Origin of the sequence: Micrococcus sp. KT16, from assembly GCF_003315015.1 — a bacterium.
In the GTDB taxonomy this organism is placed as follows: Bacteria; Actinomycetota; Actinomycetes; order Actinomycetales; family Micrococcaceae; genus Micrococcus; species Micrococcus luteus.
In genome coordinates this window covers 212,412-238,780 of record NZ_QNRG01000001.1, presented here as the reverse complement: position 1 = coordinate 238,780, position 26,369 = coordinate 212,412, and the positions used below count along the sequence as shown (strand labels likewise).

The following is a 26,369-nucleotide window of genomic DNA, read 5'->3' as shown; positions in this document are numbered from 1 at the left end:
CCATGGCGACTGAACTCCCGTACGACCTCACCCCAGAGCTCGCCCCCCTGTCCTGGCTCATCGGCAGCTGGGAGGGCCAGGGCCGCCTCGGCGACGGCTCCGCCGACACCGAGATCTTCTACCAGCGGGTGGACTTCACCGAGCACGGTCTGCCGTTCGTGGAGTACCGCGCGGAATCGTGGCTGTGCGAGGCGGACGGCACGCTGCTGCGTCCGCTGACCGTCGAGTCCGGCTTCTGGCAGGTGGACCGGGAGCGGCGCGACGGCGACGTCGGCCCCGGCATGCGCCCGGCGGACATCGTCCCCGCGTTCCGCTCCGCCGAGGACGTCGAGCGGCTGCGCGCCGGCGACGAGGGCTTCGGCCTGACCGCCACCATCACGCATCCGGGCTCGCTGTCCGAGCTGTACTACGGCCGCATCAAGGGCCCGCAGCTGCAGTTGGCCACGGAGGCGATCCTGCGCGGCTCCGCCGCCGGCCCGTACCACCGGGCCACCCGCATGGCCGGTCTCGTGAACGGGCAGCTGTTCTGGCGCTGGGACGTCGCGGACGCCGCGGGTGCCGAGCTCCAGGCGCACGCCTCCGCCATCCTGGACCGCATGCCGAGCGCGGCCGAGGGTCGGCTCGCCCCGGGGGCCGAGCGTCCTCGCGGGGCTCGCGGGGAGCAGTCGTGACGACCTCCCGCAGCCCGTTGCTGGACCTGGCCGTGGCCGAGCCGCAGGGGCCGGCCGGCGGCGCCGTCGAGGGCCGCGGCCCGGACGCCGGCGTCGCCGCGCACTACGGTCGCCCCCTGCCCGAGCAGCGCGCCCTCGCCCGGGGCCGCGCCCTGGTCGACCTCTCCCACCGGGCCGTGCTCTCCGTGTCCGGCCCGGACCGGCTGAGCTGGCTGCACACGCTCGGCACGCAGCACGTCGAGACGCTGCCCCCCGGCACGAGCACCGAGATCCTCTTCCTCGACGTGCAGGGGCGGATCGAGCACGCCGCCCACCTGCTCGAGGACGGTACCGCGGCCTGGCTCGTCACGGACCGCGAGGACGGCCCGGGCCTGGCCGCGTGGCTCACCTCGATGCGCTTCTCCCACGACGTCACGCTGCGGGACCACACCGGGGCGGTCGCCGTCGTGGGCGCCACCGCGCCCGTGCCCGGCTGGGAGGACCGCACCGTGTGGCTGGACCCGTGGCCGCGCGTCGGGGCGGGCGGCTGGGCCTACACGGCCGATCCGGATCCGGCGACCCACCCGGGCGCGGACTGGTCCTGGCGCGAGTACCTCGTCACCCGGGCCGACCTCGAGGCCACCGTCCGCGCGCTCGGCACGGGCGTGCTCGCGGGCTGGTCCCTGGCGGGCACGACGGCGGCCGAGGCGCTGCGCATCGAGGCCGGTCGCCCCCGCCGGGCCCTCGACGTGGACGACCGCGCGATCCCGCACGAGCTGGACCTGCTGCGCACCGCCGTGCACCTCGAGAAGGGCTGCTACCGCGGTCAGGAGACCGTGGCGCGCGTGCACAACCTGGGCCGCCCGCCCCGCCGCCTCACCCGCCTGCTCCTGGACGGCTCCGTCCACGCGCTCCCCGAGCACGGTGCCCCCGTGATCCTCCGGCCGGCCGAGGACACGCCCGAGGCCCGCGCCGCCGCCCGTCCGGTGGGGACGGTCACCGCCGCGGCCCAGCACCATGAGGCGGGCGCCGTCGCCCTGGCGCTGCTCAAGCGCACGGTGCCCGTGGACGCCGAGCTGCTGGTCCGCGAGGACGCTCCCGGCGAGGACGGTGCCGCCGAGGGCGGCTGGATCGCCGCGAGCCAGGAGCCGCTCGTGTCCCCGGACGCCGGGCAGGTCGTCGGCCGACCGCGCGGCGTGGGCCGCCTGCGCTGACCGACTCGCCGGCTCAGTCCAGCGCGAGGACGGTCCGCGTGCCCGCCGCCTCCAGCCCGACGGCGATCGCCACGTGGTGCGCGGCTGTGTGGCCCGCCGGCACCTCGGCGAACGGCAGCAGCCCCTCCAGCGCCGCCCGGTCCATCGCCACGGCCACCGCGTAGCGGCCGAGCCCACGACCGCGCAGCCGCGGTGGGGTGAGGGTGCCCAGCGAGGCCAGCACGCCGCCCGTCACGCGATGCCCCGCCGCCGCCACCGCGGCTTCGATCGCCCGTCCCGCGCCGTCGTCGGGAACGAGCGCGACCGAGGACTCCCAGGAGGGGACACCCGCCTCGGCCACGTCGTCTGCGGGGGCCTGCGCGACCACGGCGTGGACGTGGTCGGGGTCGTCGGACACGGCGACGGTGCGCGAGGGGTCGACCGGCGGCGGTTCCTCGGTCGCGTAGAGCGTGAACTCGCCACGCGAGCGCACCGCCTCCCCGGCGGCGGCCCGCACCGCCGTCCGCAGCAGGGCCGACTCCACGCCCAGCGCCTCGGCGGGCACGCCGCGGCAGGCACGCGTGAACCACGCCGGCCCCGCCACGACGGTGGCCCAGGGCAGGGCCAGCACCTCCGCCTCGGCCCCATCCGGCCGGACCACCTCGATGCGGCGCGGCTCGGCGCCCGCCGCCGGGGCGTCGCCGGGCAGCAGCGCGGGGTCGGGCAGGCCGAGCCGACGCGCCAGCCCGAGGGCCAGCACGCCGACGGCGGGGTGGTCGGGTCTCACCGGCCGAACAGGATCTTCGCCTCGTCGTAGCGCGAGACCGGCACCTTCTTGAGGCCCTTGAGGGCGGCGCTCATGGGGATGGAGATGATCTCCGTGCCGTTGGCCGCCACCATCTGTCCCCAGCGGCGCTGGGCGACGAGGTCGACGGCGCCCATGCCGAAGCGCGTGGAGAGCACGCGGTCCGTGGCGGTGGGGGCGCCGCCGCGCTGGATGTGGCCCAGGATGGTGCTGCGCGTCTCGATGCCCGTCATCTCCTCGATCTCGCGGGTCACCCACTCGCCGATGCCGCCCAGACGCGGCCGGCCGGACGCCTCGACGCCGGCCTCGGCCAGCGGGTCGTCGTGGCCCTCGGGGACGAAGCCCTCCGCCACCACGACCAGCGGGGAGCGACCGCGGTCGTGGACCTGCTGCACCCACTCGGCGACCTGGGACATCGGGGTGCGGACCTCGGGGATGAGGATCGCGTGGGCGCCGGCGGCCATGCCCGAGTGCAGGGCGATCCAGCCGACGTGGCGGCCCATGACCTCGGCGACCATGCAGCGGTGGTGGGACTCGCCCGTGGTGCGCAGCCGGTCCATGGCGTCCGTGGCGATCTGCACGGCCGTGTCGAAGCCGAACGTGTAGTCGGTGCCCTGCAGGTCGTTGTCGATCGTCTTGGGCACGCCCACGATCGGCAGCCCGTCCGCGGCCAGGCGGTTCGCGCCGGCCAGGGTGCCCTCGCCGCCGATCGCGATGACGGCGTCGATGTCCAGCTCGCGCAGGTTGCGGAGCATGTTCTCCGGGCCGCCGCCCTCCGCGTTGTAGGGGTGCGTGCGGGAGGTGCCGAGGATGGTGCCGCCGGTGCGGGCCAGGCCGCGCACGCGGGAGCGGGGCAGGTCCTCGACGTCCTTCTCGATCAGGCCGGACCACCCGTTGCGGATGCCCACCATCTCCATGTCGTACGACTTGATGCCGTGCAGGACGGCGGAGCGGATGACGGCGTTGAGGCCGGGGCAGTCGCCTCCGGAGGTGAGCATTCCGACGCGCATGGGGGTCCTCTCGGGCGTTCTCGTGGGGGTCGGCACCACCCTAGGCGTGCCCGCCGCGTCGCGTCAGGGGACGGGCGACGGGCGGCGGGTCAGCCGAGGGCCACGAGGACGGCGACCTGGAGGGCCGTCGCACCCACGAGGATGCCGCTCGCCGGGCCGAGGGTGCCGGGACGACGGCCGCTGAGCAGAGCGCCCAGCAGGACGGGGGCGATCACCGCGAGCGCGGCGACGAGCATGGGCACCGCCAGCAGCGTGGGGGTCGGACCGACGCCGAGCAGCAGGCTGATCCCGAGGGCGGCGAGCGCGGCGAGGACGGCCCCGGCGTAGGTGGCGGCCTGCGCGATCGGCCCGAGGCGCGGCTTCGCGGCCGTGGCTGCGGACCCCGAGCCGGTCGGGGCGGTGGCCGCCCGGGGGGCCTCCTCGGCCAGGCGCGTCGCGGCTCGCCGCTCGCGGGAGTGGACGTGGTCGCGCCAGGTGCCGGTCGCGGGGTCGATCCACTCGGGGCGGAAGCCGTGCGGGTCGGTGACCTCGGCCGCCCGCTCGCGCGGACCTCCGCCGACGTACCAGGCCGGGCGCGGCACGGCGTGGGCGGGCTGGTCGGCGTCGGGGACCCGGCCCGGGGCCACGCGGGCCTGCGCCCGGCCGTCCCAGCGGGTCACGAGCCACCAGACGAGCACGGCCAGCGCGCCCAGGCCCACGAGGGAGCCGGGGCCGCCCACGGCCGGGGCGATGAGGGTGAACCCGGCGCCGAGCAGCAGGTTGAGGGCGCCGATCGCCCCGATCACGCCGATGGCCACGGTGGCGTCCTGCCACTCCCCGCGGCGCAGGCGGCCGAACTGCACGCGTCCGTCGGCGTCGGGGAGCACGGCCCAGGCGGCCGCGTAGGCCAGCAGGCCCAGACCCGCGGAGATCATGCACACGGCGACGAACACGCCGCGGGCGAGCAGCGGGTCGATGCGGTAGCGCTCGGCCACCCCGCCGAGCACCCCGCCGACCCACGAGGCCGGCGAGCGGCGCACGCCCCAGCTCAGGACGGCGCGGCGCAGCCAGCCCGGCAGGGCGTTCAGTCCGTCGGGGCCGGTCTCGCCCGCGGCGGCTCCGTCGGGGGCGACGTGGGGGCCGGGGCCGGTGAACGGGTCGTGTGTGCTCGTCATGTCTCCATTCTCGTCCGCCTCCGGTCCCCGCCCATCCGGGAACTCCCGGAATCCTCCCCGGATGTGCCGTCCCGTCCGACGCGGCAGGATGGGGACATGTCCACCCCGTCCGCGCCCGCGCCGGCCCCGCGTCCGCCGTTGATGCGGCACGGGGCCGACCGTCCGGTGTCCGGCGTCGCCGCGGGGCTCGCCCGGCACCTCGGGATGCCCGCCGGCCGCGTCCGCGCGGCCCTGGCGCTGCTGAGCCTGCTGGGCGGCGCGGGCCTGGCCCTGTACGTGTGGCTCTGGCTGCTCATGCCGGAGGAGGGTCCGGACGGCGCCCCCGCCGCCGACGCCCCCACCCTGCGTGGTCGCGCCCCCGAGGTGCTCGAGCGGGTGCGCGAGGGCGGCTGGCCGGTGCTGCTGGCCGCCGTGGTGCTCGGCGTGGGCGTGCTGACCGTCGCGGACGGCCTCGGCCTCGCCGTCGACTGGGCGCTCGTGGGCCCGGTGGCCGTCCTCGTGATCGGCCTCGGCCTGGCCTGGATGCAGCTCGACCTGGCGGGCGGGTCCCGGGCCGGGCGGAGCGGACGACTGGTCCGCCTCGTGCTCGGCACGGCCCTCGTGCTGCTGGCGGTGCTGGCCATCGTCCTGGGCGCCGTGAGCTCGGGCGAGCTGTGGCGGGCTCTGCTGGCCGCCGTCGCGATGCTCGCCGGCGCGGCGCTGGTGGCCATGCCCTACGTCCTGGCCTGGCTGCGCCGACGGGACGCGGAGCGGACCGCGTTCGCGGTGCAGGCCCAGCGTGCCGAGATCGCGGCGCACCTGCACGACTCGGTGCTGCAGTCCCTCGCCCTCATCCAGCGGCGCGCCCAGGACGCGGACGCGGTGGCCCGGGTGGCCCGCGCCCAGGAGCGTGAGCTGCGTCAGTTCCTCGCCCTGGACTCCCGTGGCGGCCCGCACTCCCTGGCGGAGGCGCTCGAACAGCACGCCGCCGCCGTCGAGGACGCCCACGGGGCCCGGGTGGAGGTCGTGGCCGTGGGGCGGGCCGCGGGGGCGTGGCTCGAGCCGCTCGCGGCCGCGGCGCGCGAGGCCATGCAGAACGCGGCCCGGCACGCCGGCGACGCGCAGGTCTTCGCGGAGGCCGGTGAGGACGAGCGCGGCCGCACCGTCGCGGAGGTGTTCGTCCGGGACCGCGGCCCCGGCTTCGACCTGCACACGGTCCCGGCCGACCGGCTCGGCGTGCGGGAGTCGATCCTCGGCCGCATGGAGCGTGCCGGCGGGACCGCCCGCATCCGGTCCGGCCCGGGCGGCACCGAGGTCCACCTGACCCTGACCGAGCCCGAGGGTGCGCGAGCGCGCACCGGACAGGAGCACCCATGACCGACCCCGCCCCGCGCACGGCCGTCATCGTGGACGACCACGCGATCTTCCGCTCCGGCCTGCGCGCCGACCTGGACCCGGACCGACTGGCCATCGTCGGCGAGGCCGGGGACGTGGACGAGGCCGTCCGCACCGTGCTGGACGTGGCGCCGGATGTGGTGCTGCTGGACGTGCACCTGCCCGGCGGGGCCGGCGGCGGGGGAGCGGAGGTGGCCGAACGCGTCCTCGCGCGCCGACCCGCGCAGCGGTTCCTGGCCCTGTCCGTCTCGGACGCGGCCGAGGACGTCGTCGCCGTGATCCGTGCGGGGGCCCGCGGCTACATCACCAAGACGGCCTCCGGCGCGGAGGTGGCGGACGCGGCGGTCCGCGTGGCCGACGGCGACGCGGTGTTCTCGTCCCGGCTGGCCGGGTTCGTCCTCGACGCCTTCCGCGGCACGGCGCCCGCGCCCCCGCTCGTCCCCGCCGCGGCGACGAGCGGGGCTGCGGCCCCCGACGAGGACCTCGACCGGCTCTCGGCACGGGAGCGGGAGGTCATGCGGCTGATCGCCCGCGGCTACACCTACCGGGAGGCCGGGGCGGAGCTGTTCATCTCGGACCGCACGGTCGAGACCCACGTGTCCTCCGTGCTGCGCAAGCTCCAGCTCTCCAACCGCCACGAGCTGACCCGCTGGGCCGCGCGCCGCGGATACGCCTGAGCCCCGCGGCGCGCGGTGTCGCGGGGCTCAGGGGCGGGGTGGGCGGCTCAGGCGCTGAGCAGGGCGCGGATGCGCTCGACGCCCTCGGCGAGGTCCGCATCGCCCAGCGCATAGGACAGTCGCAGATAGCCGGACGGGCCGAACGCCTCGCCCGGGACCACGGCGACCTCCGCCTCGTCGAGGATGAAGGCGGCCAGCTCGGCCGACGTCGTGGGGGTGACGCCGCCGCGGTAGGTCTTCCCGAGCGCCTCCCGCACGTCCACATACGCGTAGAACGCGCCCTGCGGGGTGGGGCAGTGGAAGCCCGGCACGGCGTTCATGGCCTCGACCATGGCCCGGCGCCGACGGTCGAACGCCGTCTTCATCTCCGCCACGGCGTCCAACGGGCCGGCGACGGCGGCCAGCGCGGCCCGCTGCGACACGTTGGCCACGTTCGAGGTGGCGTGGGACTGCAGGTTCGTGGCGGCCTTGACCACGTCCAGCGGGCCGGCCATCCACCCGACGCGCCAGCCCGTCATGGCGTAGGTCTTGGCGACGCCGTTGAGGATCACGGACTGCTCCGCCAGCTCGGGCACGGCGCGGACGATCGAGGTGAACGGCATGCCGTCGTAGGTCAGGTGCTCGTAGATCTCGTCGGTGACCACCCACAGCCCCCGCTCCCGTGCCCACTGGCCGATCGCCGCCGTCTCCTCGGGGGAGTACACGGCGCCGGTGGGGTTGGAGGGGGAGACGAACAGGAGCACCTTGGTGCGGTCCGTGACGGACTCGTCGAGCTGGTCCACGGTGACCTTGTAGCCCTGCACGGGGCCGGCGAACACCTCCACCGGCACGCCGCCGGCCAGGCGGATCGCCTCGGGGTAGGTGGTCCAGTAGGGGGCGGGGACGAGCACCTCGTCCTGCGGGTCCAGCAGGGCGGCGAAGGCGTTGTACACGGCCTGCTTCCCGCCGTTGGTCACGAGCACCTGGGCGGCCTCGAGGGACACGCCGGAGTCGCGCAGCGTCTTGGCCGCGATCGCCTCGCGCAGCTCGGGCAGGCCGGAGGCGGGGGAGTAGCGGTGGTTCTTCGGGTCCCGGGCCGCGGCGACGGCGGCCTCCACGATGTAGTCCGGGGTGGGGAAGTCGGGCTCGCCGGCGCCGAAGCCGATCACCGGGCGCCCGGCGGCCTTGAGCTCCTTGGCGCGGGCGTCGACGGCGAGGGTGGCGGAGGGCGCGATGGCGGACAGACGGGCGGAGACGCGGCGGGCGGGCGCGGCCATGGGGACCTTCTTCGAGCTCGACGGGGAGGGCGGGGCGGAGCGGGGCTCCGTCCTGCCAGGGTACTGACTGCCCGGGGGCCCGTTCGACTCCCGCCGCCCGATGGCGTATCCTGGATCTCCGGTACCGCGTTCACGGTCGATCCCGCGAGGGTTCGGCCGGCTCCGTCGGTCCGAAGGGTAGTGGCGCAATTGGTAGCGCAGCGGTCTCCAAAACCGCAGGTTGCAGGTTCGAGTCCTGTCTGCCCTGCTCGATGCCGGGCCTCGTGCTCGGCATCGGACGTGTAGAAAGCGATTCGGCGATCCGACGAGTGAGGCCACGTGACTGAGATGGCGGCGAACGGCGGGGGATCCACCCCCACGCCGAGCAGGCAGCGTCGCGGGCTGTTCGCGCGGATCGCGCTGTTCCTGCGCCAGGTGGTGGACGAGCTCCGCAAGGTCGTCACCCCCACGAGCGAGGAGCTGCTGCGCACGACCGGAGTGGTGCTCGCCTTCGTGGCGTTCATGATCCTGCTGGTCATGGGGCTGGACTGGGTGTTCGGCACCGTGGCGGGTCTCCTGTTCGGCGCCGGCGGCCTCTGAGCCCGGCGCGGACGGTCCCGACGTCGCAGGACGCGTCCCCCGCACGCCCGTGAGGGCCCTCCCCGACGGCAGGGCCCGCCGTCCGTCAGCAGAAAGCAGGAACCGTGTCCGAGCAGGAACTGGATCGTCAGCCCGCCGAGGAGTCCGTCCCGATGTCGGAGGACGCCGTGGCCGAGGAGACCGCCGAGACCGCGCAGGACGCCGGGACGCCCGTCGAGGACGCCCTGGACGAGGCCGCCGGCAGCGGTGACGAGACCGCCGAGGCCACCGTGCAGGAGGCCGACCTGGCCGTCGCCGAGGGCGAGGACGCGCCGACACCCGTCGAGGGGCAGGCCGACGACGAGCCCGCCGTGGACCCCGCCGAGGAGCTGCGCACCCGCCTGCGCCGCCAGCCCGGCGACTGGTACGTCGTCCACACCTACGCCGGCTACGAGAAGCGCGTGAAGACGAACCTCGAGGCCCGCATCCTGACCCAGGACATGGAGGACTCGATCTACGAGATCGAGGTCCCCATGGAGGAGGTCGTGGAGATCAAGAACACCACGCGCAAGATCGTCTCGCGCGTGCGCATCCCGGGCTACGTGCTCGTCCGCATGGACCTCGACGACGCCTCGTGGGGCGTCGTGCGGCACACCCCGGGCGTCACGGGCTTCGTGGGCAACGACGCCCACCACCCGCAGCCGCTCAGCCTGGACGAGGTGTACGACATGCTCGCCCCGTCCGTGATCCAGGAGGCCGCCCGCGCCGCCGAGAAGGCCGGTCTGGCCGTCCCCGCCTCGGCCGAGTCCGGTGCGCCCGCCGCCCCCGCGATCCACGTGGACTTCGAGGTCGGCGAGTCGGTCACCGTCAACGACGGCCCGTTCGAGACCCTCCCGGCCACGATCTCCGAGATCAAGCCGGAAGCCCAGCAGCTCGTGGTGCTCGTCTCGATCTTCGAGCGTGAGACCCCCGTGACGCTGTCCTTCAACCAGGTGACCAAGGCCATCTGAGGACACCCGACGCTTCCGCACCGGGCCGGCCGCCTGCCGGCCCGGACGCGGCACCGGCCGCCGCGCCACGGCGGCCACCGCCCCCGGTGCGCTCCTGCGCCGAGGGTCCCCCAGTGAGAGAAGGATCCACTCATGGCTCCCAAGAAGAAGGTCACCGGTCTGATCAAGCTTCAGATCCAGGCCGGCGCCGCCAACCCGGCCCCGCCCATTGGCCCCGCCCTGGGCCAGCACGGCGTGAACATCATGGAGTTCTGCAAGGCGTACAACGCCGCCACCGAGTCGCAGCGCGGCAACGTGGTCCCGGTCGAGATCACCGTGTACGAGGACCGCTCGTTCACCTTCGTGACCAAGACTCCGCCGGCCGCCGAGCTCATCAAGAAGGCCGCCGGCGTCGCCAAGGGCTCCGCCACCCCGCACACGGCCAAGGTCGGCACGCTGACCCAGGCCCAGTGCGAGGAGATCGCCCAGACCAAGATGGAGGACCTGAACGCCAACGACGTGCAGGCCGCCGCCAAGATCATCGCGGGCACCGCCCGCTCGATGGGCATCGCCGTCGAGGGCTGACGCCCACCCCCACCCCCTTCCAGTGGCAGGGCCGAGCGCGGCCCGCAGACCACGACTGCACAAGGAGAAGAACGCAGATGGCACAGCGCAGCAAGGCATACAAGGCGGCCAAGGCCGCGATCGGCGATGATCTGTACTCGCCGGCGGAGGCGATCCGCCTCGCCAAGGAGACCAACCCCTCCAAGACCGACGCCACCGTGGAGGTGGCCCTCCGCCTCTCGGTCGACCCCCGCAAGGCCGACCAGATGGTCCGCGGCTCCGTGAGCCTGCCCCACGGCACCGGCAAGACCGCCCGCGTCGTCGTGTTCGCCACCGGTGACCGCGCCGAGGCCGCCCGCGCCGCCGGCGCGGACGTCGTGGGCGACGACGACCTGATCGCCCGGATCTCCGAGGGCTGGGTGGACTTCGACGCCGCCGTGGCCTCCCCGGAGCTCATGGGCAAGGTCGGCCGTCTGGGCAAGGTGCTCGGCCCCCGCAACCTGATGCCGAACCCCAAGACCGGCACCGTGACCCCGGACGTGGCCAAGGCCGTGGCCGACATCAAGGGCGGCAAGATCGACTTCCGCGTCGACAAGCACTCCAACCTGCACTTCATCATCGGCAAGACCTCCTTCGAGGCCAAGGCCCTGGTCGAGAACTACGCCGCAGCCCTCGAGGAGGTCCTGCGTCTGAAGCCGTCCTCCTCCAAGGGCCGCTACATCTCCAAGGCCACCGTGGCCACCACCTTCGGCCCGGGCGTGCCCATGGACCCGAACGTGACCTCGGTGGACTCCTCGGAGCTCTGAGCGGCGCGGCCCCGGTGACCGGGGCCCATGACGCCGGCCGGTCGTCCCCGCAGCGGGACGGCCGGCCGCCGTCGTCCCGGACCGATTTTGCGGGCCCGCCCCGGACGTGTACGCTGGTGCCTACCGAAGACCGCCGGTCGTGGTGTCCTGCCTCCGGGCAGAGCCCACCGAAGGATCTCCCTGACGGAGACGGCCCGCGCAGGTGAACGTGAGCCACGCTCGCATCCGCACGTCGACCCTCCGGGTCCGACCGCGTCGATGCTCCTGCTGCGCCCCGTGCATCTGCACGGGGCGTTTTCTCGTCTCGGGGTGGCGGTTCCCACGCATCATCGAGAGGAGTGCCATGGCGACGTCCGCGAAGGAGTCGGCGGTGGCTGAGCTCACGGACCTGTTCCGTGAGTCCAGCGCCGCTGTTCTGACGGAATACCGTGGCCTGACGGTGACGGAGCTCAAGCAGCTGCGTGACTCCATCCGTCAGGACGCGACCTACGCCGTGGCGAAGAACACGCTGGCCGAGATCGCGGCCAAGGACGCCGGTCTGGAGGGCCTCGAGGCTCACCTGTCCGGGCCCACCGCGATCGCGTTCGTGACCGGAGACCCGGTCAACGTCGCGAAGGCCCTGCGTGACTTTGCCAAGGATCACGAGGAGCTCGTGCTCAAGGGCGGCTACATGGATGGCCAGCCCCTGGACGAGGCCGGCATCAAGAAGCTCGCGGACCTCGAGTCCCGCGAGGTGCTGCTGGCCAAGTTCGCCGGCGCGATGAAGGGCAGCATGTCCAAGGCTGCCGCCCTGTTCCAGGCGCCGCTGTCCAAGACCGTCCGCACGGTCGAGGCGCTGCGCGCCGCGCAGGGCGAGGCTGCCTGAGCAGTCCGCCCCGGGCTGCACGGCCCACCACTTCACACGTAGTCAAGACGTACCCGTAAAGGAGCCATCATGGCCAAGCTGACCACCGAAGAGCTGCTCGCCGCGTTCGAGGAGCTGACCCTCATCGAGCTGTCCGAGTTCATCAAGGCGTTCGAGGAGAAGTTCGACGTCACCGCCGCCGCCCCCGTGGCCGTGGCCGCCGCCGGCGGTGCCGCCGGTGGTGCCGAGGCCGCCGCCGCCGAGGAGAAGGACGAGTTCGACGTCGTCCTCGAGGCCGCCGGCGACAAGAAGATCGGCGTCATCAAGGAGGTGCGCGCCCTCACCTCCCTCGGCCTGAAGGAGGCCAAGGACCTGGTGGACGGCGCTCCCAAGCCCATCCTCGAGGGCGTCAACAAGGAGACCGCCGAGAAGGCCAAGGAGCAGCTCGAGGGCGCCGGCGCCACCGTCACCCTCAAGTGATGATCGCGGCCTGAGCCGCATCACGCTTCCTCACGAGGCCCCCGGATCCGCACTGCGGACCGGGGGCCTCGTGGCGTCCCAGGTCACGCACCCGCGGCTGGACAGGGGAGACGGGCGGGGATAGGATGGATCTTTGCATCTCCCCTGTTCCGTGCCGCCCGCAGGACCCCGCGTCCCGCCGTGGCCCGCACGGTTCCGCACGGCCTTCATATAGCGGTGGGCCGGCGCCGCCGTCTCGCGGCAGGGGAGCGAACGGAACCCAGAAGGCCTGTGGAAGGATCCTACGTGGTCGCCTCGAGCACCTCCAACGAAACCGCTACCGTCTCCCCGCGATCCGGCGCCTCCGCCGGACGCGTCTCCTTCGCCAAGATCTCCGAGCCGCTGGACGTGCCGGACCTGCTGGCGCTGCAGACCGAGTCGTTCGACCGCCTGATCGGCAATGAGCGGTGGGCTGCGCGCGTGGACGCCGCCCTGGCCGCCGACGACCACTCCGTGCCCGTCACCTCGGGACTGACGGACATCTTCGAGGAGATCTCCCCGATCGAGGACTTCCAGGGCACCATGTCCCTGTCCTTCGCCGAGCCGGAGTTCGCCGACGCCAAGATGACGGAGGAGGAGTGCAAGGATCGCGACGCGACCTTCTCCGCCCCGCTGTACGTCAAGGCCGAGTTCATGAACAACACGACCGGCGAGATCAAGCAGCAGACCGTCTTCATGGGCGACTTCCCGCTGATGACCCGCAACGGCACGTTCATCATCAACGGCACCGAGCGCGTCGTCGTCTCCCAGCTGGTCCGCTCCCCGGGCGCCTACTTCGAGCGCACCCCGGACAAGACCTCGGACAAGGAGATCTTCTCCGCGAAGATCATCCCCTCGCGCGGCGCCTGGTTCGAGCTCGAGGTGGACAAGCGTGACCAGGTCGGCGTCCGCCTCGACCGCAAGCGCAAGCAGCCCGTGACGGTGCTGCTCAAGGCCATGGGCTGGACCGAGTCCCGCATCCTGGAGGAGTTCGGCCACTACGACTCCATCCGCGCCACCCTCGAGAAGGACGGCACCGCGGACCAGGACGAGGCCCTGCTCGACATCTACCGCAAGCTGCGCCCGGGCGAGCCGGCCGCCGTCGACGCCGCGCAGACGCTGCTGAACAACCTGTACTTCACCCCGAAGCGCTACGACCTCGCCAAGGTGGGCCGCTACAAGCTCAACCGCAAGCTCGGCGTGGACGTGCACCTCGGCGACCCCAACGCGTCTGTGCTCACCGAGGACGACATCGTCCAGATGGTGCACTTCATCGCCGCGCTGCACGCCGGCGAGACCGTCATCAAGGGCACGCGCGACGGCGAGCCGGTGGATGTGCGCGTGGAGATCGACGACATCGACCACTTCGGCAACCGTCGCATCCGTGCGGTGGGCGAGCTGATCGAGAACCAGATCCGCACCGGCCTGTCCCGCATGGAGCGCGTCGTGCGCGAGCGCATGACCACCCAGGACGTCGAGGCGATCACCCCGCAGACCCTGATCAACATCCGCCCCGTGGTGGCGGCGATCAAGGAGTTCTTCGGCACCTCGCAGCTGTCCCAGTTCATGGACCAGAACAACCCGCTGGCCGGCCTGACGCACAAGCGTCGCCTGTCCGCGCTCGGCCCGGGCGGCCTGTCCCGCGACCGTGCCGGCATGGAGGTCCGTGACGTCCACCCGTCGCACTACGGCCGCATGTGCCCCATCGAGACCCCGGAAGGCCCGAACATCGGCCTCATCGGCTCGCTGGCGACCTTCGGCCGGATCAACTCCTTCGGCTTCATCGAGACCCCGTACCGCCGCGTGGTCGACGGCCGGGTCACGGACACCGTGGACTACCTGACCGCCGACGACGAGCTGGCCTTCCAGATCGCCCAGGCGAACGCCCCGGTGGATGAGGACGGCCGGTTCGAGGAGGAGTTCGTGCTCTGCCGCCAGCGCGGCGGCGACGGCGAGCCCGTGCTCTCGACCGTGGACGAGATCGACTACATGGACGTGTCCCCGCGCCAGATGGTGTCGGCGGCCACCGCCCTGATCCCGTTCCTCGAGCACGACGACGCCAACCGCGCGCTCATGGGCGCGAACATGCAGCGTCAGGCCGTGCCGCTGCTCCGCTCCGAGGCCCCCTACGTGGGCACCGGCATGGAGAAGTACGTGGCCGTGGACGCGGGCGACTCCGTGACGGCCACCCAGGGCGGCGTCGTGACCGAGGTGGCCGCGGACCTGGTGACCGTCATGAACGACGACGGCACCACCACGCACTACCCGATCATGAAGTTCGCCCGCTCGAACCAGGGCAACGCCTACAACCAGCGCGTGCGCGTGTCCGAGGGCGAGCGGGTGGAGCCGCTGAGCATCATCGCCGACGGTCCCGCCACGGACAACGGCGAGCTCGCGCTCGGCAAGAACCTCCTCGTCGCGTTCATGCCCTGGGAGGGCCTGAACTACGAGGACGCGATCATCCTGTCCCAGCGCATGGTCTCGGAGGACGTCCTCACCTCGATCCACATCGAGGAGCACGAGGTCGACGCCCGCGACACCAAGCTGGGCGCCGAGGAGATCACGCGCGACATCCCCAACGTGTCCGAGGAGGTGCTGTCGCAGCTCGACGAGCGCGGCATCATCCACATCGGCGCCGAGGTGGAGGCCGGTGACATCCTGGTCGGCCGCGTGACCCCGAAGGGCGAGACCGAGCTGACCCCGGAGGAGCGCCTGCTGCGCGCGATCTTCGGCGAGAAGTCCCGCGAGGTCCGCGACACGTCCCTGAAGGTGCCGCACGGCGAGTCCGGCACCGTCATCGGCGTGCGCATCTTCGACCGCGACGAGGACGACGACCTGCCCCCGGGCGTGAACCAGCTGGTGCGCGTCTACGTGGCGCAGAAGCGCAAGATCACCGACGGCGACAAGATGGCCGGCCGCCACGGCAACAAGGGCGTCATCTCGAAGATCCTGCCGCTCGAGGACATGCCGTTCCTGGCGGACGGCACCCCGGTGGACATCGTGCTGAACCCGCTCGGCGTCCCCGGCCGCATGAACCTCGGCCAGGTCATGGAGCTGCACCTGGGCTGGGCCGCCTCGCGCGGCTGGGACATCCAGGGCGAGCCGGAGTGGATCAAGGACCTGCCGAACTTCCCGCGGCAGTCCGGTCCGGTCAACGTGGCCACCCCGGTGTTCGACGGCGCCGAGGCGTACGAGATCACGGGCCTGCTCGGCCACGTGAACGTGACCCGCGACGGCGACCGTCTCATGAGCGACAGCGGCAAGGCGCAGCTGTTCGACGGCCGCACCGGCGAGCCGTTCCCGGACCCGGTGTCCGTGGGCTACATGTACATGCTCAAGTTGCACCACCTGGTGGACGACAAGATCCACGCCCGTTCCACGGGCCCGTACTCGATGATCACGCAGCAGCCGCTGGGCGGTAAGGCCCAGTTCGGCGGCCAGCGCTTCGGCGAGATGGAGGTGTGGGCGCTCGAGGCGTACGGCGCGGCGTTCACCCTCCAGGAGCTGCTGACCATCAAGTCGGACGACATCCACGGCCGCGTGAAGGTCTACGAGGCCATCGTCAAGGGCGAGAACATCCCGGAGCCGGGTGTTCCCGAGTCCTTCAAGGTGCTCATCAAGGAGATGCAGTCCCTCTGCCTGAACGTGGAGGTCCTCTCCGCCGACGGCCAGGCCATCGAGATGCGCGACGCGGAGGACGAGGTCTACCGCGCCGCCGAGGAGCTGGGCATCGACCTCTCCCACGCCGAGCCCAGCTCGGTGGAGGAAGTCTGAGCCGGGCCCGATCCCGCATCCACAAGACGTCACCTGAGAACCACTGAACCAAGGGAGTTCACCGGAGCATGAGCGTGAACAGCATGTCCACTGACAACTCTTTCGGCCTGATGCGCATCGGCCTGGCCACGGCGGAGGACATCCGCCGCTGGTCCTACGGCGAGGTCAAGAAGCCGGAGACCATCAACTACCGCACCCTGAAGCCGGAGAAGGACGGACTCTTCTGCGAGAAGATCTTCGGCCCCACCCGTGACTGGGAGTGCGCGTGCGGCAAGTACAAGCGCGTGCGCTTCAAGGGCATCATCTGCGAGCGCTGCGGCGTCGAGGTGACCCGCTCGAAGGTGCGCCGCGACCGCATGGGCCACATCGAGCTGGCCGCGCCGGTCACCCACATCTGGTACTTCAAGGGCGTGCCCTCGCGCCTGGGCTACCTGCTGGACCTGGCGCCGAAGGACCTCGAGAAGGTCATCTACTTCGCGGCCTACATGATCACCTCGGTGGACGAGGAGGCCCGGCACCGTGACCTGGCCAACCTCCAGGCCGAGTACGACCAGGAGACCCGTGTCCTGGCCGACCAGCGCGACTCCGACATCGCCGCGGTGGCCGCCGACCTCGAGAAGGACCTGGCCAAGCTGGAGTCCGAGGGCGCCAAGGCCGCCGAGAAGAAGAAGGCCCGCGACGCCGCGGACAAGACCATGGCGCAGATCCGCAAGCGCGCGGACGCGGAGCTGGACCGCAAGGAGCAGGTCTGGGACCGCTTCAAGAACCTCAAGGTCGCCGACCTCGAGGGCGACGAGGGCCTGTACCGCGCCATGCGGGACAAGTACGGCCAGTACTTCGAGGGCTCGATGGGCGCGGAGGCGATCCAGCGTCGCCTGCAGACCTTCGACCTCGAGGCCGAGTCCGAGATGCTGCGCGAGACCATCAAGACGGGCAAGGGCCAGCGCAAGACCCGCGCCCTGAAGCGCCTGAAGGTCGTCAACGCGTTCCTGACCACGGACAACTCGCCCGAGGGCATGGTCCTGGACGCCGTCCCGGTGATCCCGCCGGAGCTGCGTCCGATGGTGCAGCTGGACGGCGGCCGCTTCGCGACCTCCGACCTCAACGACCTGTACCGTCGCGTGATCAACCGCAACAACCGCCTGAAGCGGCTGCTCGACCTCGGCGCGCCCGAGATCATCGTCAACAACGAGAAGCGCATGCTGCAGGAGGCCGTGGACTCGCTGTTCGACAACGGCCGCCGCGGCCGGCCGGTGACCGGCCCGGGCAACCGCCCGCTCAAGTCGCTCTCCGACATGCTCAAGGGCAAGCAGGGCCGGTTCCGTCAGAACCTGCTCGGCAAGCGCGTGGACTACTCGGGCCGCTCGGTCATCGTGGTGGGTCCCCAGCTCAAGCTGCACCAGTGCGGCCTGCCCAAGCAGATGGCGCTGGAGCTGTTCAAGCCGTTCGTGATGAAGCGTCTCGTGGACCTGAACCACGCGCAGAACATCAAGTCCGCCAAGCGCATGGTGGAGCGCTTCCGTCCGCAGGTCTGGGACGTGCTCGAGGAGGTCATCACCGAGCACCCGGTCCTGCTGAACCGCGCCCCCACCCTGCACCGTCTGGGCATCCAGGCCTTCGAGCCGCAGCTCGTGGAGGGCAAGGCCCTGCAGCTGCACCCGCTGGTCTGCTCCGCGTTCAACGCGGACTTCGACGGCGACCAGATGGCGGTCCACCTGCCCCTGTCGCCGGAGGCCCAGGCCGAGGCGCGCCTGCTCATGCTCTCGAGCCACAACATCCTGAAGCCCTCGGACGGCCGCGCGGTCGCCGTGCCGGCCCAGGACATGATCATCGGCCTGAACCACCTCACCACGGTGCGTCCGGACGAGGTCGGCGCGGGCAACCTGTACGCGACCGTCGGCGAGGCCATCATGGCGTTCGACGGCGGCGACCTGCACCTGAACGCGCCCGCGCGGATCGGCGTCGAGGGCTTCGTGCCGTCGGCGGCCGTGCCGGCACCCGAGGGCTGGTCCGAGGGCGAGATCGCCCTCATCGAGACCACCCTGGGCAAGGTGCTGTTCAACGAGCTGCTGCCGGACGACTACCCGTGGCTGGACAAGCAGGCGACCAAGGGCACCCTCGGCCAGCTGGTCAACGACCTGGCCGAGCGCTACCCGATGGTCGTCACCGCGCAGACGCTGGACAACCTCAAGGACGCCGGCTTCCACTGGGGCACCTGGTCGGGTGTGACCGTGGCGATCTCGGACATCACCTCCGACTTCGACAAGGCCGCCATCATGGAGGGCTACGAGGAGCAGGCCCAGCGCGTGCAGCAGCAGTACGACAAGGGCCTGATCGCGGACGACGAGCGTCGCTCCGAGCTGATCGACATCTGGAACAAGGCCACCGACGAGGTCGCCGCGGCCATGAAGGACGGCCTGCCGGAGCTCAACACCATCAACCGCATGGTGTCCTCCGGTGCGCGAGGCAACTGGCTCCAGGTGCGCCAGATCGCGGGCATCCGCGGCCTCGTGGCCAACCCGAAGGGTGAGATCATCCCGCGTCCGATCAAGTCCTCGTACCGCGAGGGCCTGTCCGTGCTCGAGTACTTCTCCGCCACCCACGGCGCCCGCAAGGGCCTCGCGGACACCGCGCTGAAGACCGCGAACTCGGGCTACCTGACCCGTCGTCTCGTCGATGTGTCCCAGGACGTCATCGTCCGCGAGGACGACTGCGGCACCGAGCGCGGCCTGTCCGTGACGATCGCCGCGCCGAACGCCGACGGCGAGCTGGTGGCCCACGAGCAGGTCGAGAACTCGGCCTTCGCCCGCACGCTGGCCCAGGACGTCACGGGCGAGGACGGCACGGTGCTGGCCTCGGCCGGTGCGGACGTGGGCGACGTGCTGATCGGCGAGCTGGTGGCCGCCGGCATCACGGAGATCAAGGTCCGCTCGGTCCTGACCTGTGAGTCCGCCGTGGGCACCTGCGCGAAGTGCTACGGCCGCTCCATGGCCACCGGCCAGCTGGTGGACATCGGCGAGGCCGTCGGCATCATCGCGGCCCAGTCGATCGGTGAGCCGGGCACCCAGCTCACCATGCGCACGTTCCACACCGGCGGTGTGGCCTCGGCCGACGACATCACGCAGGGTCTGCCCCGCATCCAGGAGCTCTTCGAGGCCCGCACCCCGAAGGGCGTGGCCCCGATCTCCGAGGTCGCCGGCCGCGTGACCATCGAGGACACCGAGGCGTCCGTGCGCCTGCTGCTCACCCCGGACGACGGCTCCGAGGAGATCGCCTACCCGGTGCTGCGCCGTGCGCGCATCCTCGTGGCCGACGGCGAGCACGTGCCGGTGGGCACGCAGCTCGTGGCCGGCGCCGTGGACCCGAAGCAGGTCCTGCGCGTGCTCGGCCCGCGGGCCGCGCAGCGGTTCCTCGTGGACGAGGTGCAGAACGTGTACCAGTCCCAGGGCGTGGGCATCCACGACAAGCACGTGGAGGTCATCGTCCGGCAGATGCTGCGTCGCATCACCGTCATCGAGTCCGGTGACACCGACCTGCTGCCGGGTGAGCTCACGGACCGGGCGCGCTTCGTGGCCGCCAACCGCGCCGCCGTCGCCGAGGGCCGCCAGCCGGCCTCCGGCCGCGACGAGCTGATGGGCATCACGAAGGCCTCGCTGGCCACGGACTCGTGGCTGTCGGCCGCATCCTTCCAGGAGACGACCCGCGTCCTGACGCAGGCGGCCATGGAGGGCAAGTCCGACCCGCTGCTGGGCCTGAAGGAGAACGTGATCATCGGCAAGCTGATCCCGGCCGGCACGGGCCTGGACCGCTACACGAAGACCGTCGTGGAGCCGACGGAGGAGGCGAAGGCCAACCTGTTCGCCTCGCCGGCCGGCTTCGCGGACTTCGACTACCCGGGCCTGGACCAGTCGCTCGGCGAGAACGACTTCCACGCCGTCTCGCTGGACGACTACGGCCGCGGGGGCGACTTCCGCGCCTGATCCGTGTCCCCCAGGGGCCCGCCGCTCCGCCGCTCACGCGGGGGAGGGGCGGGCCCCTTGGCCGTGCGGGGCCGGCTCGTCGAGGGCGCCGGGGCGTGCTATGCTGTCAAGGATTGTTTTTCGTGTGGCAAATTGGACGCTGTCCGGGTCGCGGGGTCATTGCGCGGCAGATGCCACACTTTTGCACGCCTGCGGACGTCTGCTCGTTGCGAGCCCCCACAGGGAGAGGCAGAGCAGAGGAACGAGCAGCCGGCGCCCCGGGCGCCGGTCGATCACGTCAGCGATCACCGAAACACAGGAAGGCTGAAGAGTGCCTACGATTCAGCAGCTGGTCCGCAAGGGCCGCTCACCCAAGGTCGTCAATACGAAGGCCCCTGCCCTGCAGGGGAACCCCATGCGTCGTGGCGTGTGCACCCGTGTGTACACCACCACGCCCAAGAAGCCGAACTCGGCGCTGCGCAAGGTCGCCCGTGTGCGCCTGAACGGCGGCATCGAGGTCACGGCCTACATCCCCGGCGAGGGCCACAACCTGCAGGAGCACTCGATCGTGCTCGTCCGCGGCGGTCGTGTGAAGGACCTGCCCGGCGTGCGCTACAAGATCGTGCGCGGCGCCCTCGACACCCAGGGCGTGAAGAACCGCGGCCAGGCCCGCTCCCGCTACGGCGCCAAGAAGGAGAAGAAGTAATGCCTCGTAAGGGTCCTGCGCCGAAGCGCCCCCTCGTCGTCGATCCCGTCTACGGCTCCCCGCTGGTCACGCAGCTGATCAACAAGGTGCTCGTCGACGGCAAGAAGTCCACCGCCGAGCGCATCGTGTACGGCGCGCTCGAGGGCGCCCGTGCCAAGAACGGCGCCGATCCCGTGGCCACCCTCAAGAAGGCCATGGACAACATCAAGCCGGCCCTCGAGGTGCGCTCCCGCCGCGTCGGCGGCGCCACCTACCAGGTGCCCGTCGAGGTCAAGCCGGGCCGCTCCACGGCCCTGGCCCTGCGCTGGCTGGTCGGCTTCTCCAAGGCCCGCCGTGAGAAGACCATGACCGAGCGTCTGATGAACGAGATCCTGGACGCCTCGAACGGCCTGGGCGGCGCCGTGAAGCGTCGCGAGGACACCCACAAGATGGCCGAGGCCAACAAGGCCTTCGCCCACTACCGCTGGTGATCCGTGTGGCCCGGGGCGCGCGATCCGCGCCTCGGGCCGCAGGTGCGTCCTCTCGGACGGGCCACCCACCGCATCCACCTCACGAGCCCCCCATTCCACCCGACCAAGGGAGACACCGTGGCACAGGACGTGCTGACCGACCTGCACAAGGTCCGCAACATCGGCATCATGGCCCACATCGATGCCGGCAAGACCACCACCACCGAGCGCATCCTGTTCTACACGGGTGTCAACCACAAGCTGGGCGAGACCCACGACGGCGGCGCGACGACGGACTGGATGGAGCAGGAGAAGGAGCGCGGCATCACCATCACCTCCGCCGCGGTGACCTGCTTCTGGAACGACCACCAGATCAACATCATCGACACCCCCGGCCACGTGGACTTCACGGTCGAGGTGGAGCGCTCGCTGCGCGTGCTCGACGGCGCCGTCGCCGTGTTCGACGGCAAGGAGGGCGTGGAGCCCCAGTCGGAGACCGTGTGGCGCCAGGCGGACAAGTACAACGTCCCGCGCATCTGCTTCGTCAACAAGATGGACAAGCTGGGCGCGGACTTCTACTTCACCGTCGACACCATCGTGAAGCGCCTCGGCGCGCGTCCGCTCGTGATGCAGCTGCCGATCGGCGCCGAGAACGACTTCGTGGGCGTCGTCGACCTGCTCTCCATGAAGGCCTTCGTGTGGCCGGGCGACGCCAAGGGCGACGTCACCATGGGCGCCTCCTATGAGACCCGCGAGATCCCCGCCGAGCTCCAGGAGAAGGCCGAGGAGTACCGCAACGAGCTCGTCGAGGCCGTCGCCGAGACCTCCGAGGAGCTCATGGAGAAGTACCTCGAGGGCGAGGAGCTCACCGTTGAGGAGATCCAGGCCGGCGTGCGCCAGCTGACCGTGAACGCCGAGGCCTACCCGGTGTTCTGCGGCTCCGCGTTCAAGAACCGTGGCGTGCAGCCGATGCTGGACGCCGTGGTCGCCTACCTGCCGAACCCGCTGGACGCCGGCTCCGTCAAGGGCCACGCCGTGAACGACGAGGAGGAGGTGCTGGAGCGCGAGGCGTCGAAGGAGGCCCCGTTCTCGGCCCTCGCCTTCAAGATCGCCACGCACCCCTTCTTCGGCACGCTGACCTTCATCCGCGTGTACTCCGGCCGCCTGGAGTCCGGTGCGCAGATCCTCAACGCCACCAAGGGCAAGAAGGAGCGCATCGGCAAGCTGTTCCAGATGCACGCCAACAAGGAGAACCCGGTGGACGAGGTGGTCGCCGGCCACATCTACGCCGTGATCGGCCTCAAGGACACCACCACGGGCGACACCCTGTGCGATCCCGCGAACCCGATCATCCTCGAGTCGATGACCTTCCCGGAGCCCGTGATCTCCGTGGCCATCGAGCCGAAGACCAAGGGTGACCAGGAGAAGCTCTCCACCGCCATCCAGAAGCTCGTCGCCGAGGACCCCACGTTCCGCGTGAACCTCAACGAGGAGACCGGCCAGACCGAGATCGGCGGCATGGGCGAGCTCCACCTGGACGTGTTCGTGGACCGCATGAAGCGCGAGTTCAAGGTCGAGGCCAACGTGGGCAAGCCCCAGGTCGCGTACCGCGAGACCATCAAGCGCAAGGTCGACAAGGTCGACTACACGCACAAGAAGCAGACCGGCGGCTCCGGCCAGTTCGCCAAGGTGCAGCTGTCCTTCGAGCCCCTGGACACCGCCGACGGCGAGGTCTACGAGTTCGAGAACGCCGTCACCGGCGGTCGCGTGCCCCGCGAGTACATCCCCTCGGTGGACGCGGGCATCCAGGACGCCATGCAGTTCGGCGTGCTGGCCGGCTACCCGATGGTCGGCGTGAAGGCCACCCTGCTCGACGGCGCGTACCACGACGTCGACTCCTCGGAGATGGCGTTCAAGATCGCCGGCTCCCAGGCCTTCAAGGAGGGTGTCCGCAAGGCCAACCCGATCATCCTCGAGCCGCTGATGGCCGTGGAGGTCCGCACCCCCGAGGAGTTCATGGGCGACGTCATCGGCGACCTGAACTCCCGCCGCGGCCAGATCCAGTCCATGGAGGACGCCACCGGCGTGAAGGTGGTCAACGCCCTCGTGCCGCTGTCGGAGATGTTCGGCTACATCGGCGACCTGCGCTCCAAGACGCAGGGCCGCGCGGTGTACTCGATGACCTTCCACTCCTACGCCGAGGTCCCCAAGGCCGTGGCGGACGAGATCATCCAGAAGTCCCAGGGCGAGTGACCGCAGGTCACCTGCTCTGAACGACCTGCCCCGGGCCGGCCGCCGCAGCCGCGGCCGGCCCGGGGCGACCGGACCGCCCTCCCCGGCGCGGCGGTCCGCGATCAGGACGGGTCAGGTCCGGTCCGCTTCCGGCGGTCCCGACGGCCTGGAACCGGACTGGCCCTCGTGAGGCCGGGATTTCCCCAACCCCGCACCATCCGAGTAGACTCAGTCAAGTTGTCAGCACGTCGCAGGCGGCTGAGCAGTCTTCTTGACGATGAACCAGTTCTTAGGAGGAACTAGTGGCAAAGGCAAAGTTCGAGCGGACGAAGCCGCACGTCAACATCGGCACCATCGGCCACGTTGACCACGGCAAGACCACGCTGACCGCCGCCATCTCGAAGGTCCTGTACGACAAGTACCCGGACCTGAACGAGGCCCGTGACTTCGCGACGATCGACTCCGCCCCCGAGGAGCGTCAGCGCGGCATCACCATCAACATCTCCCACGTGGAGTACCAGACCGACAAGCGTCACTACGCTCACGTGGATGCCCCCGGTCACGCCGACTACATCAAGAACATGATCACCGGCGCCGCTCAGATGGACGGTGCGATCCTCGTGGTCGCCGCCACCGACGGCCCGATGGCCCAGACCCGTGAGCACGTGCTCCTGGCCCGCCAGGTCGGCGTGCCGGCCCTGCTCGTGGCCCTGAACAAGTCGGACATGGTCGAGGACGAGGAGCTCCTCGAGCTCGTCGAGATGGAGGTCCGCGAGCTGCTGTCCTCCCAGGACTTCGACGGCGACGAGGCCCCGGTCATCCGCACCTCCGGTCTGAAGGCCCTCGAGGGCGACCCCCAGTGGGTCAAGTCCGTCGAGGACCTCATGGAGGCCGTGGACGAGTTCATCCCGGACCCGGTCCGCGACAAGGACAAGCCGTTCCTGATGCCGATCGAGGACGTCTTCACCATCACCGGTCGTGGCACCGTGGTGACCGGTCGCGCCGAGCGCGGCACCCTGAAGATCAACTCCGAGGTCGAGATCGTCGGCATCCGCGACGTGCAGAAGACCACCGTCACCGGCATCGAGATGTTCCACAAGCAGCTCGACGAGGCATGGGCCGGCGAGAACTGCGGTCTGCTGCTGCGCGGCCTGAAGCGCGACGACGTGGAGCGCGGCCAGGTCGTGGTGGAGCCGGGCTCCATCACCCCGCACACCAACTTCGAGGCGAACGTCTACATCCTGTCCAAGGACGAGGGTGGCCGTCACAACCCGTTCTACTCGAACTACCGCCCGCAGTTCTACTTCCGCACCACCGACGTCACCGGCGTCATCACGCTGCCCGAGGGCACCGAGATGGTCATGCCCGGCGACACCACCGAGATGTCGGTCGAGCTCATCCAGCCGATCGCCATGGAGGAGGGCCTCGGCTTCGCCATCCGCGAGGGTGGCCGCACCGTGGGCTCCGGCCGCGTCACCAAGATCACCAAGTGATCTGACGCATCCCGTCTCGTGGCTCCGTTGAGCCGCTGACGCGCGACGCCCCCGTCTCCGGGTCTCCCGGAGGCGGGGGCGTCGCCGTGTCCGACGACGGCGCGGCGGCGGCTAGGCTGGGGAGCATGCCTGAACTGCTCATCCTCATCGTGGTGCTCGCCGTGGCCGTCGTGGCCGCGCGCTGGGCGCTGCGGACCTTCCGTCCCGAGATCGACCGTGCCCGGCGCATCCGGCGCGCGAACCGCGGCGGGGAGCTGGAGCGATGAGCCTGCCCGGCCCGCGCCGCCTCTTCGCCGTCACGGCGATGGCCGAGATGTTCACCTGGGCCGGTCTGCTGATCGCCATGGGCCTCAAGTACGGCGGAGTCACGGAGCGGGTGGTGCCGATCGCCGGCGGCGTCCACGGCTTCGTGTTCCTCTGCTACCTCGTGGTGACGGTCGCCGTGTGGATCGACGGGCGGTGGCCCGTGGCCCGCGGACTCCTCGGCCTCGGTTCGACGATCGTCCCGTTCGTGACGGTCCCGTTCGAACGGGCCCAGCGGCGGCGCGGCGAGCCGGCGTCGCGGTGGCAGGTCGTGGACCGCGCGCCGGGGGAGCGGCGGCCCCTCGAACGGCTCCTCGTCGTGGTGCTGCGCCATCCGGTGGTCAGCGCGCTCCTGGCGGTCGCCGTGGTCGCCGTCGTCTTCACCCTGCTGCTCAACGCCGGCCCGCCCACCGAGTGGGGCCGCTGAGCCCGGGGGACCGCCGGGCCCGGCCCGCCGATTGGCGGACCGGGCCCGCTTCTGTCTATACTGATTCGGTTGCTCAAGCGCCATTGCGCTGTCGTCGTGTGTCTCGCGGCGGCAGCTCGGCCCAGATGTGACGTCACCACTCCGGCCCGCCACAAGCGTGTGCCCTCCCAGGAATGCGACACGCCCGACCGCGTGGACCGGAGTCCGGCGGCGGCGAGGAACCCGGTCCGACCGGATTCGCCCCGCGCGGGTGGAGGACAAGAAGGCGGGCACGATCCGCCGCACAGGGACAGGAACAGCACACCCGACGAGAGAGGCGTGACGCCATGGCGGGACAGAAGATCCGCATCCGGCTGAAGTCGTACGACCACGAGGTCATCGACGTCTCGGCCCGCAAGATCGTTGACACGGTCACGCGCGCAGGCGCGACGGTGGTCGGCCCCGTGCCGCTGCCGACGGAGAAGAACGTGTACTGCGTTATCCGTTCTCCCCACAAGTACAAGGACAGCCGCGAGCATTTCGAGATGCGCACCCACAAGCGGCTCATCGACATCATCGACCCGACCCCGAAGGCCGTCGACTCGCTCATGCGACTGGACCTGCCCGCGGACGTCAACATCGAGATCAAGCTCTGAGAGGGAGGTGCTG

23 protein-coding genes and 1 tRNA gene are annotated in these 26,369 nt (G+C 71.3%); 20 read left to right on the top strand and 4 right to left on the bottom strand.

Annotation, left to right across the window (positions count from 1 at the left end):
• Positions 1 to 2: 2 nt before the first annotated feature.
• Complete coding sequence (locus DE149_RS01130) at positions 3 to 671, top strand: FABP family protein (protein ID WP_113913804.1); 669 nt, start codon at positions 3 to 5, stop codon at positions 669 to 671.
• Entirely contained in the window at positions 668 to 1,864 is a 1,197-nt protein-coding gene (locus tag DE149_RS01125; protein WP_098094564.1) for a folate-binding protein YgfZ, read from the top strand. The genes DE149_RS01130 and DE149_RS01125 overlap by 4 nt, the downstream gene beginning before the upstream one ends.
• Before the next feature lie 13 nt (positions 1,865 to 1,877).
• Here the strand turns inward: DE149_RS01125 and DE149_RS01120 are convergent, their stop codons facing one another.
• The 3 genes from DE149_RS01120 to DE149_RS01110 form a co-directional block, all read right to left on the bottom strand.
• Entirely contained in the window at positions 1,878 to 2,630 is a 753-nt protein-coding gene (locus DE149_RS01120) for a hypothetical protein (protein ID WP_113913803.1), read from the bottom strand.
• Entirely contained in the window at positions 2,627 to 3,658 is a 1,032-nt protein-coding gene (locus DE149_RS01115) for a 6-phosphofructokinase (RefSeq protein WP_036317733.1), read from the bottom strand. The genes DE149_RS01120 and DE149_RS01115 overlap by 4 nt, the downstream gene beginning before the upstream one ends.
• Positions 3,659 to 3,747: 89 nt before the next feature.
• Positions 3,748 to 4,812 carry a PspC domain-containing protein gene (locus tag DE149_RS01110; protein ID WP_113913802.1) on the bottom strand — a complete coding sequence of 355 codons (1,065 nt, stop codon included), beginning with the start codon at positions 4,810 to 4,812 and terminating at the stop codon, positions 3,748 to 3,750.
• Positions 4,813 to 4,908: 96 nt separating this feature from the next.
• Here DE149_RS01110 and DE149_RS01105 point away from each other — a divergent pair, with 96 nt between their 5' ends.
• Positions 4,909 to 6,168, top strand: coding sequence for an ATP-binding protein (locus DE149_RS01105; protein WP_113913801.1), 1,260 nt, complete (start codon positions 4,909 to 4,911; stop codon positions 6,166 to 6,168).
• Entirely contained in the window at positions 6,165 to 6,863 is a 699-nt protein-coding gene (locus DE149_RS01100) for a response regulator transcription factor (protein WP_070709279.1), read from the top strand. The genes DE149_RS01105 and DE149_RS01100 overlap by 4 nt, the downstream gene beginning before the upstream one ends.
• Before the next feature lie 47 nt (positions 6,864 to 6,910).
• Here the strand turns inward: DE149_RS01100 and DE149_RS01095 are convergent, their stop codons facing one another.
• The gene (locus DE149_RS01095; RefSeq protein WP_113913800.1) at positions 6,911 to 8,119 is read right to left on the bottom strand and encodes a pyridoxal phosphate-dependent aminotransferase; all 1,209 of its coding nucleotides are present in this window, start codon (positions 8,117 to 8,119) and stop codon (positions 6,911 to 6,913) included.
• Positions 8,120 to 8,293: 174 nt separating this feature from the next.
• Between DE149_RS01095 and DE149_RS01090 the strand changes: the two genes are divergently transcribed.
• The 16 genes from DE149_RS01090 (at position 8,294) to rpsJ (ending at position 26,356) form a co-directional block, all read left to right on the top strand.
• Positions 8,294 to 8,366 (top strand) — tRNA-Trp (locus DE149_RS01090).
• An 80-nt stretch (positions 8,367 to 8,446) separates the two neighbouring features.
• Positions 8,447 to 8,698, top strand: a complete 252-nt coding sequence (gene secE / locus DE149_RS01085) for a preprotein translocase subunit SecE (protein WP_113913799.1) — start codon at positions 8,447 to 8,449, stop codon at positions 8,696 to 8,698.
• Positions 8,699 to 8,802: 104 nt separating this feature from the next.
• Entirely contained in the window at positions 8,803 to 9,687 is an 885-nt protein-coding gene (nusG, locus tag DE149_RS01080; RefSeq protein WP_113913798.1) for a transcription termination/antitermination protein NusG, read from the top strand.
• A gap of 132 nt (positions 9,688 to 9,819) precedes the next feature.
• Positions 9,820 to 10,251 carry a 50S ribosomal protein L11 gene (rplK, locus tag DE149_RS01075; protein ID WP_095346324.1) on the top strand — a complete coding sequence of 144 codons (432 nt, stop codon included), beginning with the start codon at positions 9,820 to 9,822 and terminating at the stop codon, positions 10,249 to 10,251.
• Between the two features lie 77 nt (positions 10,252 to 10,328).
• Complete coding sequence (gene rplA, locus DE149_RS01070; protein ID WP_073116807.1) at positions 10,329 to 11,036, top strand: 50S ribosomal protein L1; 708 nt, start codon at positions 10,329 to 10,331, stop codon at positions 11,034 to 11,036.
• 343 nt (positions 11,037 to 11,379) lie between these two features.
• Positions 11,380 to 11,901: a 50S ribosomal protein L10 gene (rplJ, locus tag DE149_RS01065; RefSeq protein ID WP_070708780.1), complete on the top strand. Its 522-nt coding sequence runs from the start codon at positions 11,380 to 11,382 to the stop codon at positions 11,899 to 11,901.
• 69 nt (positions 11,902 to 11,970) lie between these two features.
• Entirely contained in the window at positions 11,971 to 12,360 is a 390-nt protein-coding gene (rplL, locus tag DE149_RS01060) for a 50S ribosomal protein L7/L12 (protein ID WP_036317747.1), read from the top strand.
• 285 nt (positions 12,361 to 12,645) lie between these two features.
• Complete coding sequence (rpoB, locus tag DE149_RS01055; protein WP_036317750.1) at positions 12,646 to 16,152, top strand: DNA-directed RNA polymerase subunit beta; 3,507 nt, start codon at positions 12,646 to 12,648, stop codon at positions 16,150 to 16,152.
• Positions 16,153 to 16,235: 83 nt separating this feature from the next.
• A complete protein-coding gene (locus tag DE149_RS01050; RefSeq protein ID WP_113913797.1) occupies positions 16,236 to 20,132 on the top strand; it encodes a DNA-directed RNA polymerase subunit beta' in 3,897 nt (1,298 codons plus the stop codon).
• A gap of 310 nt (positions 20,133 to 20,442) precedes the next feature.
• Complete coding sequence (gene rpsL / locus DE149_RS01045; protein ID WP_002854787.1) at positions 20,443 to 20,817, top strand: 30S ribosomal protein S12; 375 nt, start codon at positions 20,443 to 20,445, stop codon at positions 20,815 to 20,817.
• Positions 20,817 to 21,287 carry a 30S ribosomal protein S7 gene (gene rpsG / locus DE149_RS01040; RefSeq protein ID WP_010080379.1) on the top strand — a complete coding sequence of 157 codons (471 nt, stop codon included), beginning with the start codon at positions 20,817 to 20,819 and terminating at the stop codon, positions 21,285 to 21,287. The genes rpsL and rpsG overlap by 1 nt, the downstream gene beginning before the upstream one ends.
• Before the next feature lie 117 nt (positions 21,288 to 21,404).
• Positions 21,405 to 23,519 carry an elongation factor G gene (fusA, locus tag DE149_RS01035; protein ID WP_041103560.1) on the top strand — a complete coding sequence of 705 codons (2,115 nt, stop codon included), beginning with the start codon at positions 21,405 to 21,407 and terminating at the stop codon, positions 23,517 to 23,519.
• A 281-nt stretch (positions 23,520 to 23,800) separates the two neighbouring features.
• Positions 23,801 to 24,991, top strand: a complete 1,191-nt coding sequence (gene tuf, locus DE149_RS01030; RefSeq protein WP_041103559.1) for an elongation factor Tu — start codon at positions 23,801 to 23,803, stop codon at positions 24,989 to 24,991.
• Between the two features lie 125 nt (positions 24,992 to 25,116).
• Positions 25,117 to 25,257, top strand: a complete 141-nt coding sequence (locus DE149_RS11665; protein WP_170079720.1) for a hypothetical protein — start codon at positions 25,117 to 25,119, stop codon at positions 25,255 to 25,257.
• The gene (locus DE149_RS01025) at positions 25,254 to 25,721 is read left to right on the top strand and encodes a DUF3817 domain-containing protein (protein WP_113913796.1); all 468 of its coding nucleotides are present in this window, start codon (positions 25,254 to 25,256) and stop codon (positions 25,719 to 25,721) included. Before DE149_RS11665 ends, DE149_RS01025 begins: the two co-directional genes overlap by 4 nt.
• Before the next feature lie 326 nt (positions 25,722 to 26,047).
• On the top strand, positions 26,048 to 26,356 hold the full coding sequence (gene rpsJ / locus DE149_RS01020) for a 30S ribosomal protein S10 (protein ID WP_002857463.1): 309 nt from the start codon (positions 26,048 to 26,050) through the stop codon (positions 26,354 to 26,356).
• Positions 26,357 to 26,369: the final 13 nt, after the last annotated feature.

Excerpts from the sequence above, each read along its gene's own strand:
- DE149_RS01095 (WP_113913800.1), bottom strand. The coding sequence starts at position 8,119 with ATGGCCGCGCCCGCCCGCCGCGTCTCCGCCCGTCTGTCCGCCATCGCG.
- DE149_RS01105 (WP_113913801.1), top strand. The coding sequence starts at position 4,909 with ATGTCCACCCCGTCCGCGCCCGCGCCGGCCCCGCGTCCGCCGTTGATG.
- DE149_RS11665 (WP_170079720.1), top strand. The coding sequence starts at position 25,117 with ATGCCTGAACTGCTCATCCTCATCGTGGTGCTCGCCGTGGCCGTCGTG.
- rpsJ (WP_002857463.1), top strand. The coding sequence starts at position 26,048 with ATGGCGGGACAGAAGATCCGCATCCGGCTGAAGTCGTACGACCACGAG.
- DE149_RS01025 (WP_113913796.1), top strand. The coding sequence starts at position 25,254 with ATGAGCCTGCCCGGCCCGCGCCGCCTCTTCGCCGTCACGGCGATGGCC.
- rpsG (WP_010080379.1), top strand. The coding sequence starts at position 20,817 with ATGCCTCGTAAGGGTCCTGCGCCGAAGCGCCCCCTCGTCGTCGATCCC.
- DE149_RS01130 (WP_113913804.1), top strand. The coding sequence starts at position 3 with ATGGCGACTGAACTCCCGTACGACCTCACCCCAGAGCTCGCCCCCCTG.
- DE149_RS01050 (WP_113913797.1), top strand. The coding sequence starts at position 16,236 with ATGTCCACTGACAACTCTTTCGGCCTGATGCGCATCGGCCTGGCCACG.
- DE149_RS01115 (WP_036317733.1), bottom strand. The coding sequence starts at position 3,658 with ATGCGCGTCGGAATGCTCACCTCCGGAGGCGACTGCCCCGGCCTCAAC.
- rplA (WP_073116807.1), top strand. The coding sequence starts at position 10,329 with ATGGCACAGCGCAGCAAGGCATACAAGGCGGCCAAGGCCGCGATCGGC.
- rplJ (WP_070708780.1), top strand. The coding sequence starts at position 11,380 with ATGGCGACGTCCGCGAAGGAGTCGGCGGTGGCTGAGCTCACGGACCTG.
- DE149_RS01110 (WP_113913802.1), bottom strand. The coding sequence starts at position 4,812 with ATGACGAGCACACACGACCCGTTCACCGGCCCCGGCCCCCACGTCGCC.
- rplK (WP_095346324.1), top strand. The coding sequence starts at position 9,820 with ATGGCTCCCAAGAAGAAGGTCACCGGTCTGATCAAGCTTCAGATCCAG.
- DE149_RS01100 (WP_070709279.1), top strand. The coding sequence starts at position 6,165 with ATGACCGACCCCGCCCCGCGCACGGCCGTCATCGTGGACGACCACGCG.
- secE (WP_113913799.1), top strand. The coding sequence starts at position 8,447 with ATGGCGGCGAACGGCGGGGGATCCACCCCCACGCCGAGCAGGCAGCGT.
- rplL (WP_036317747.1), top strand. The coding sequence starts at position 11,971 with ATGGCCAAGCTGACCACCGAAGAGCTGCTCGCCGCGTTCGAGGAGCTG.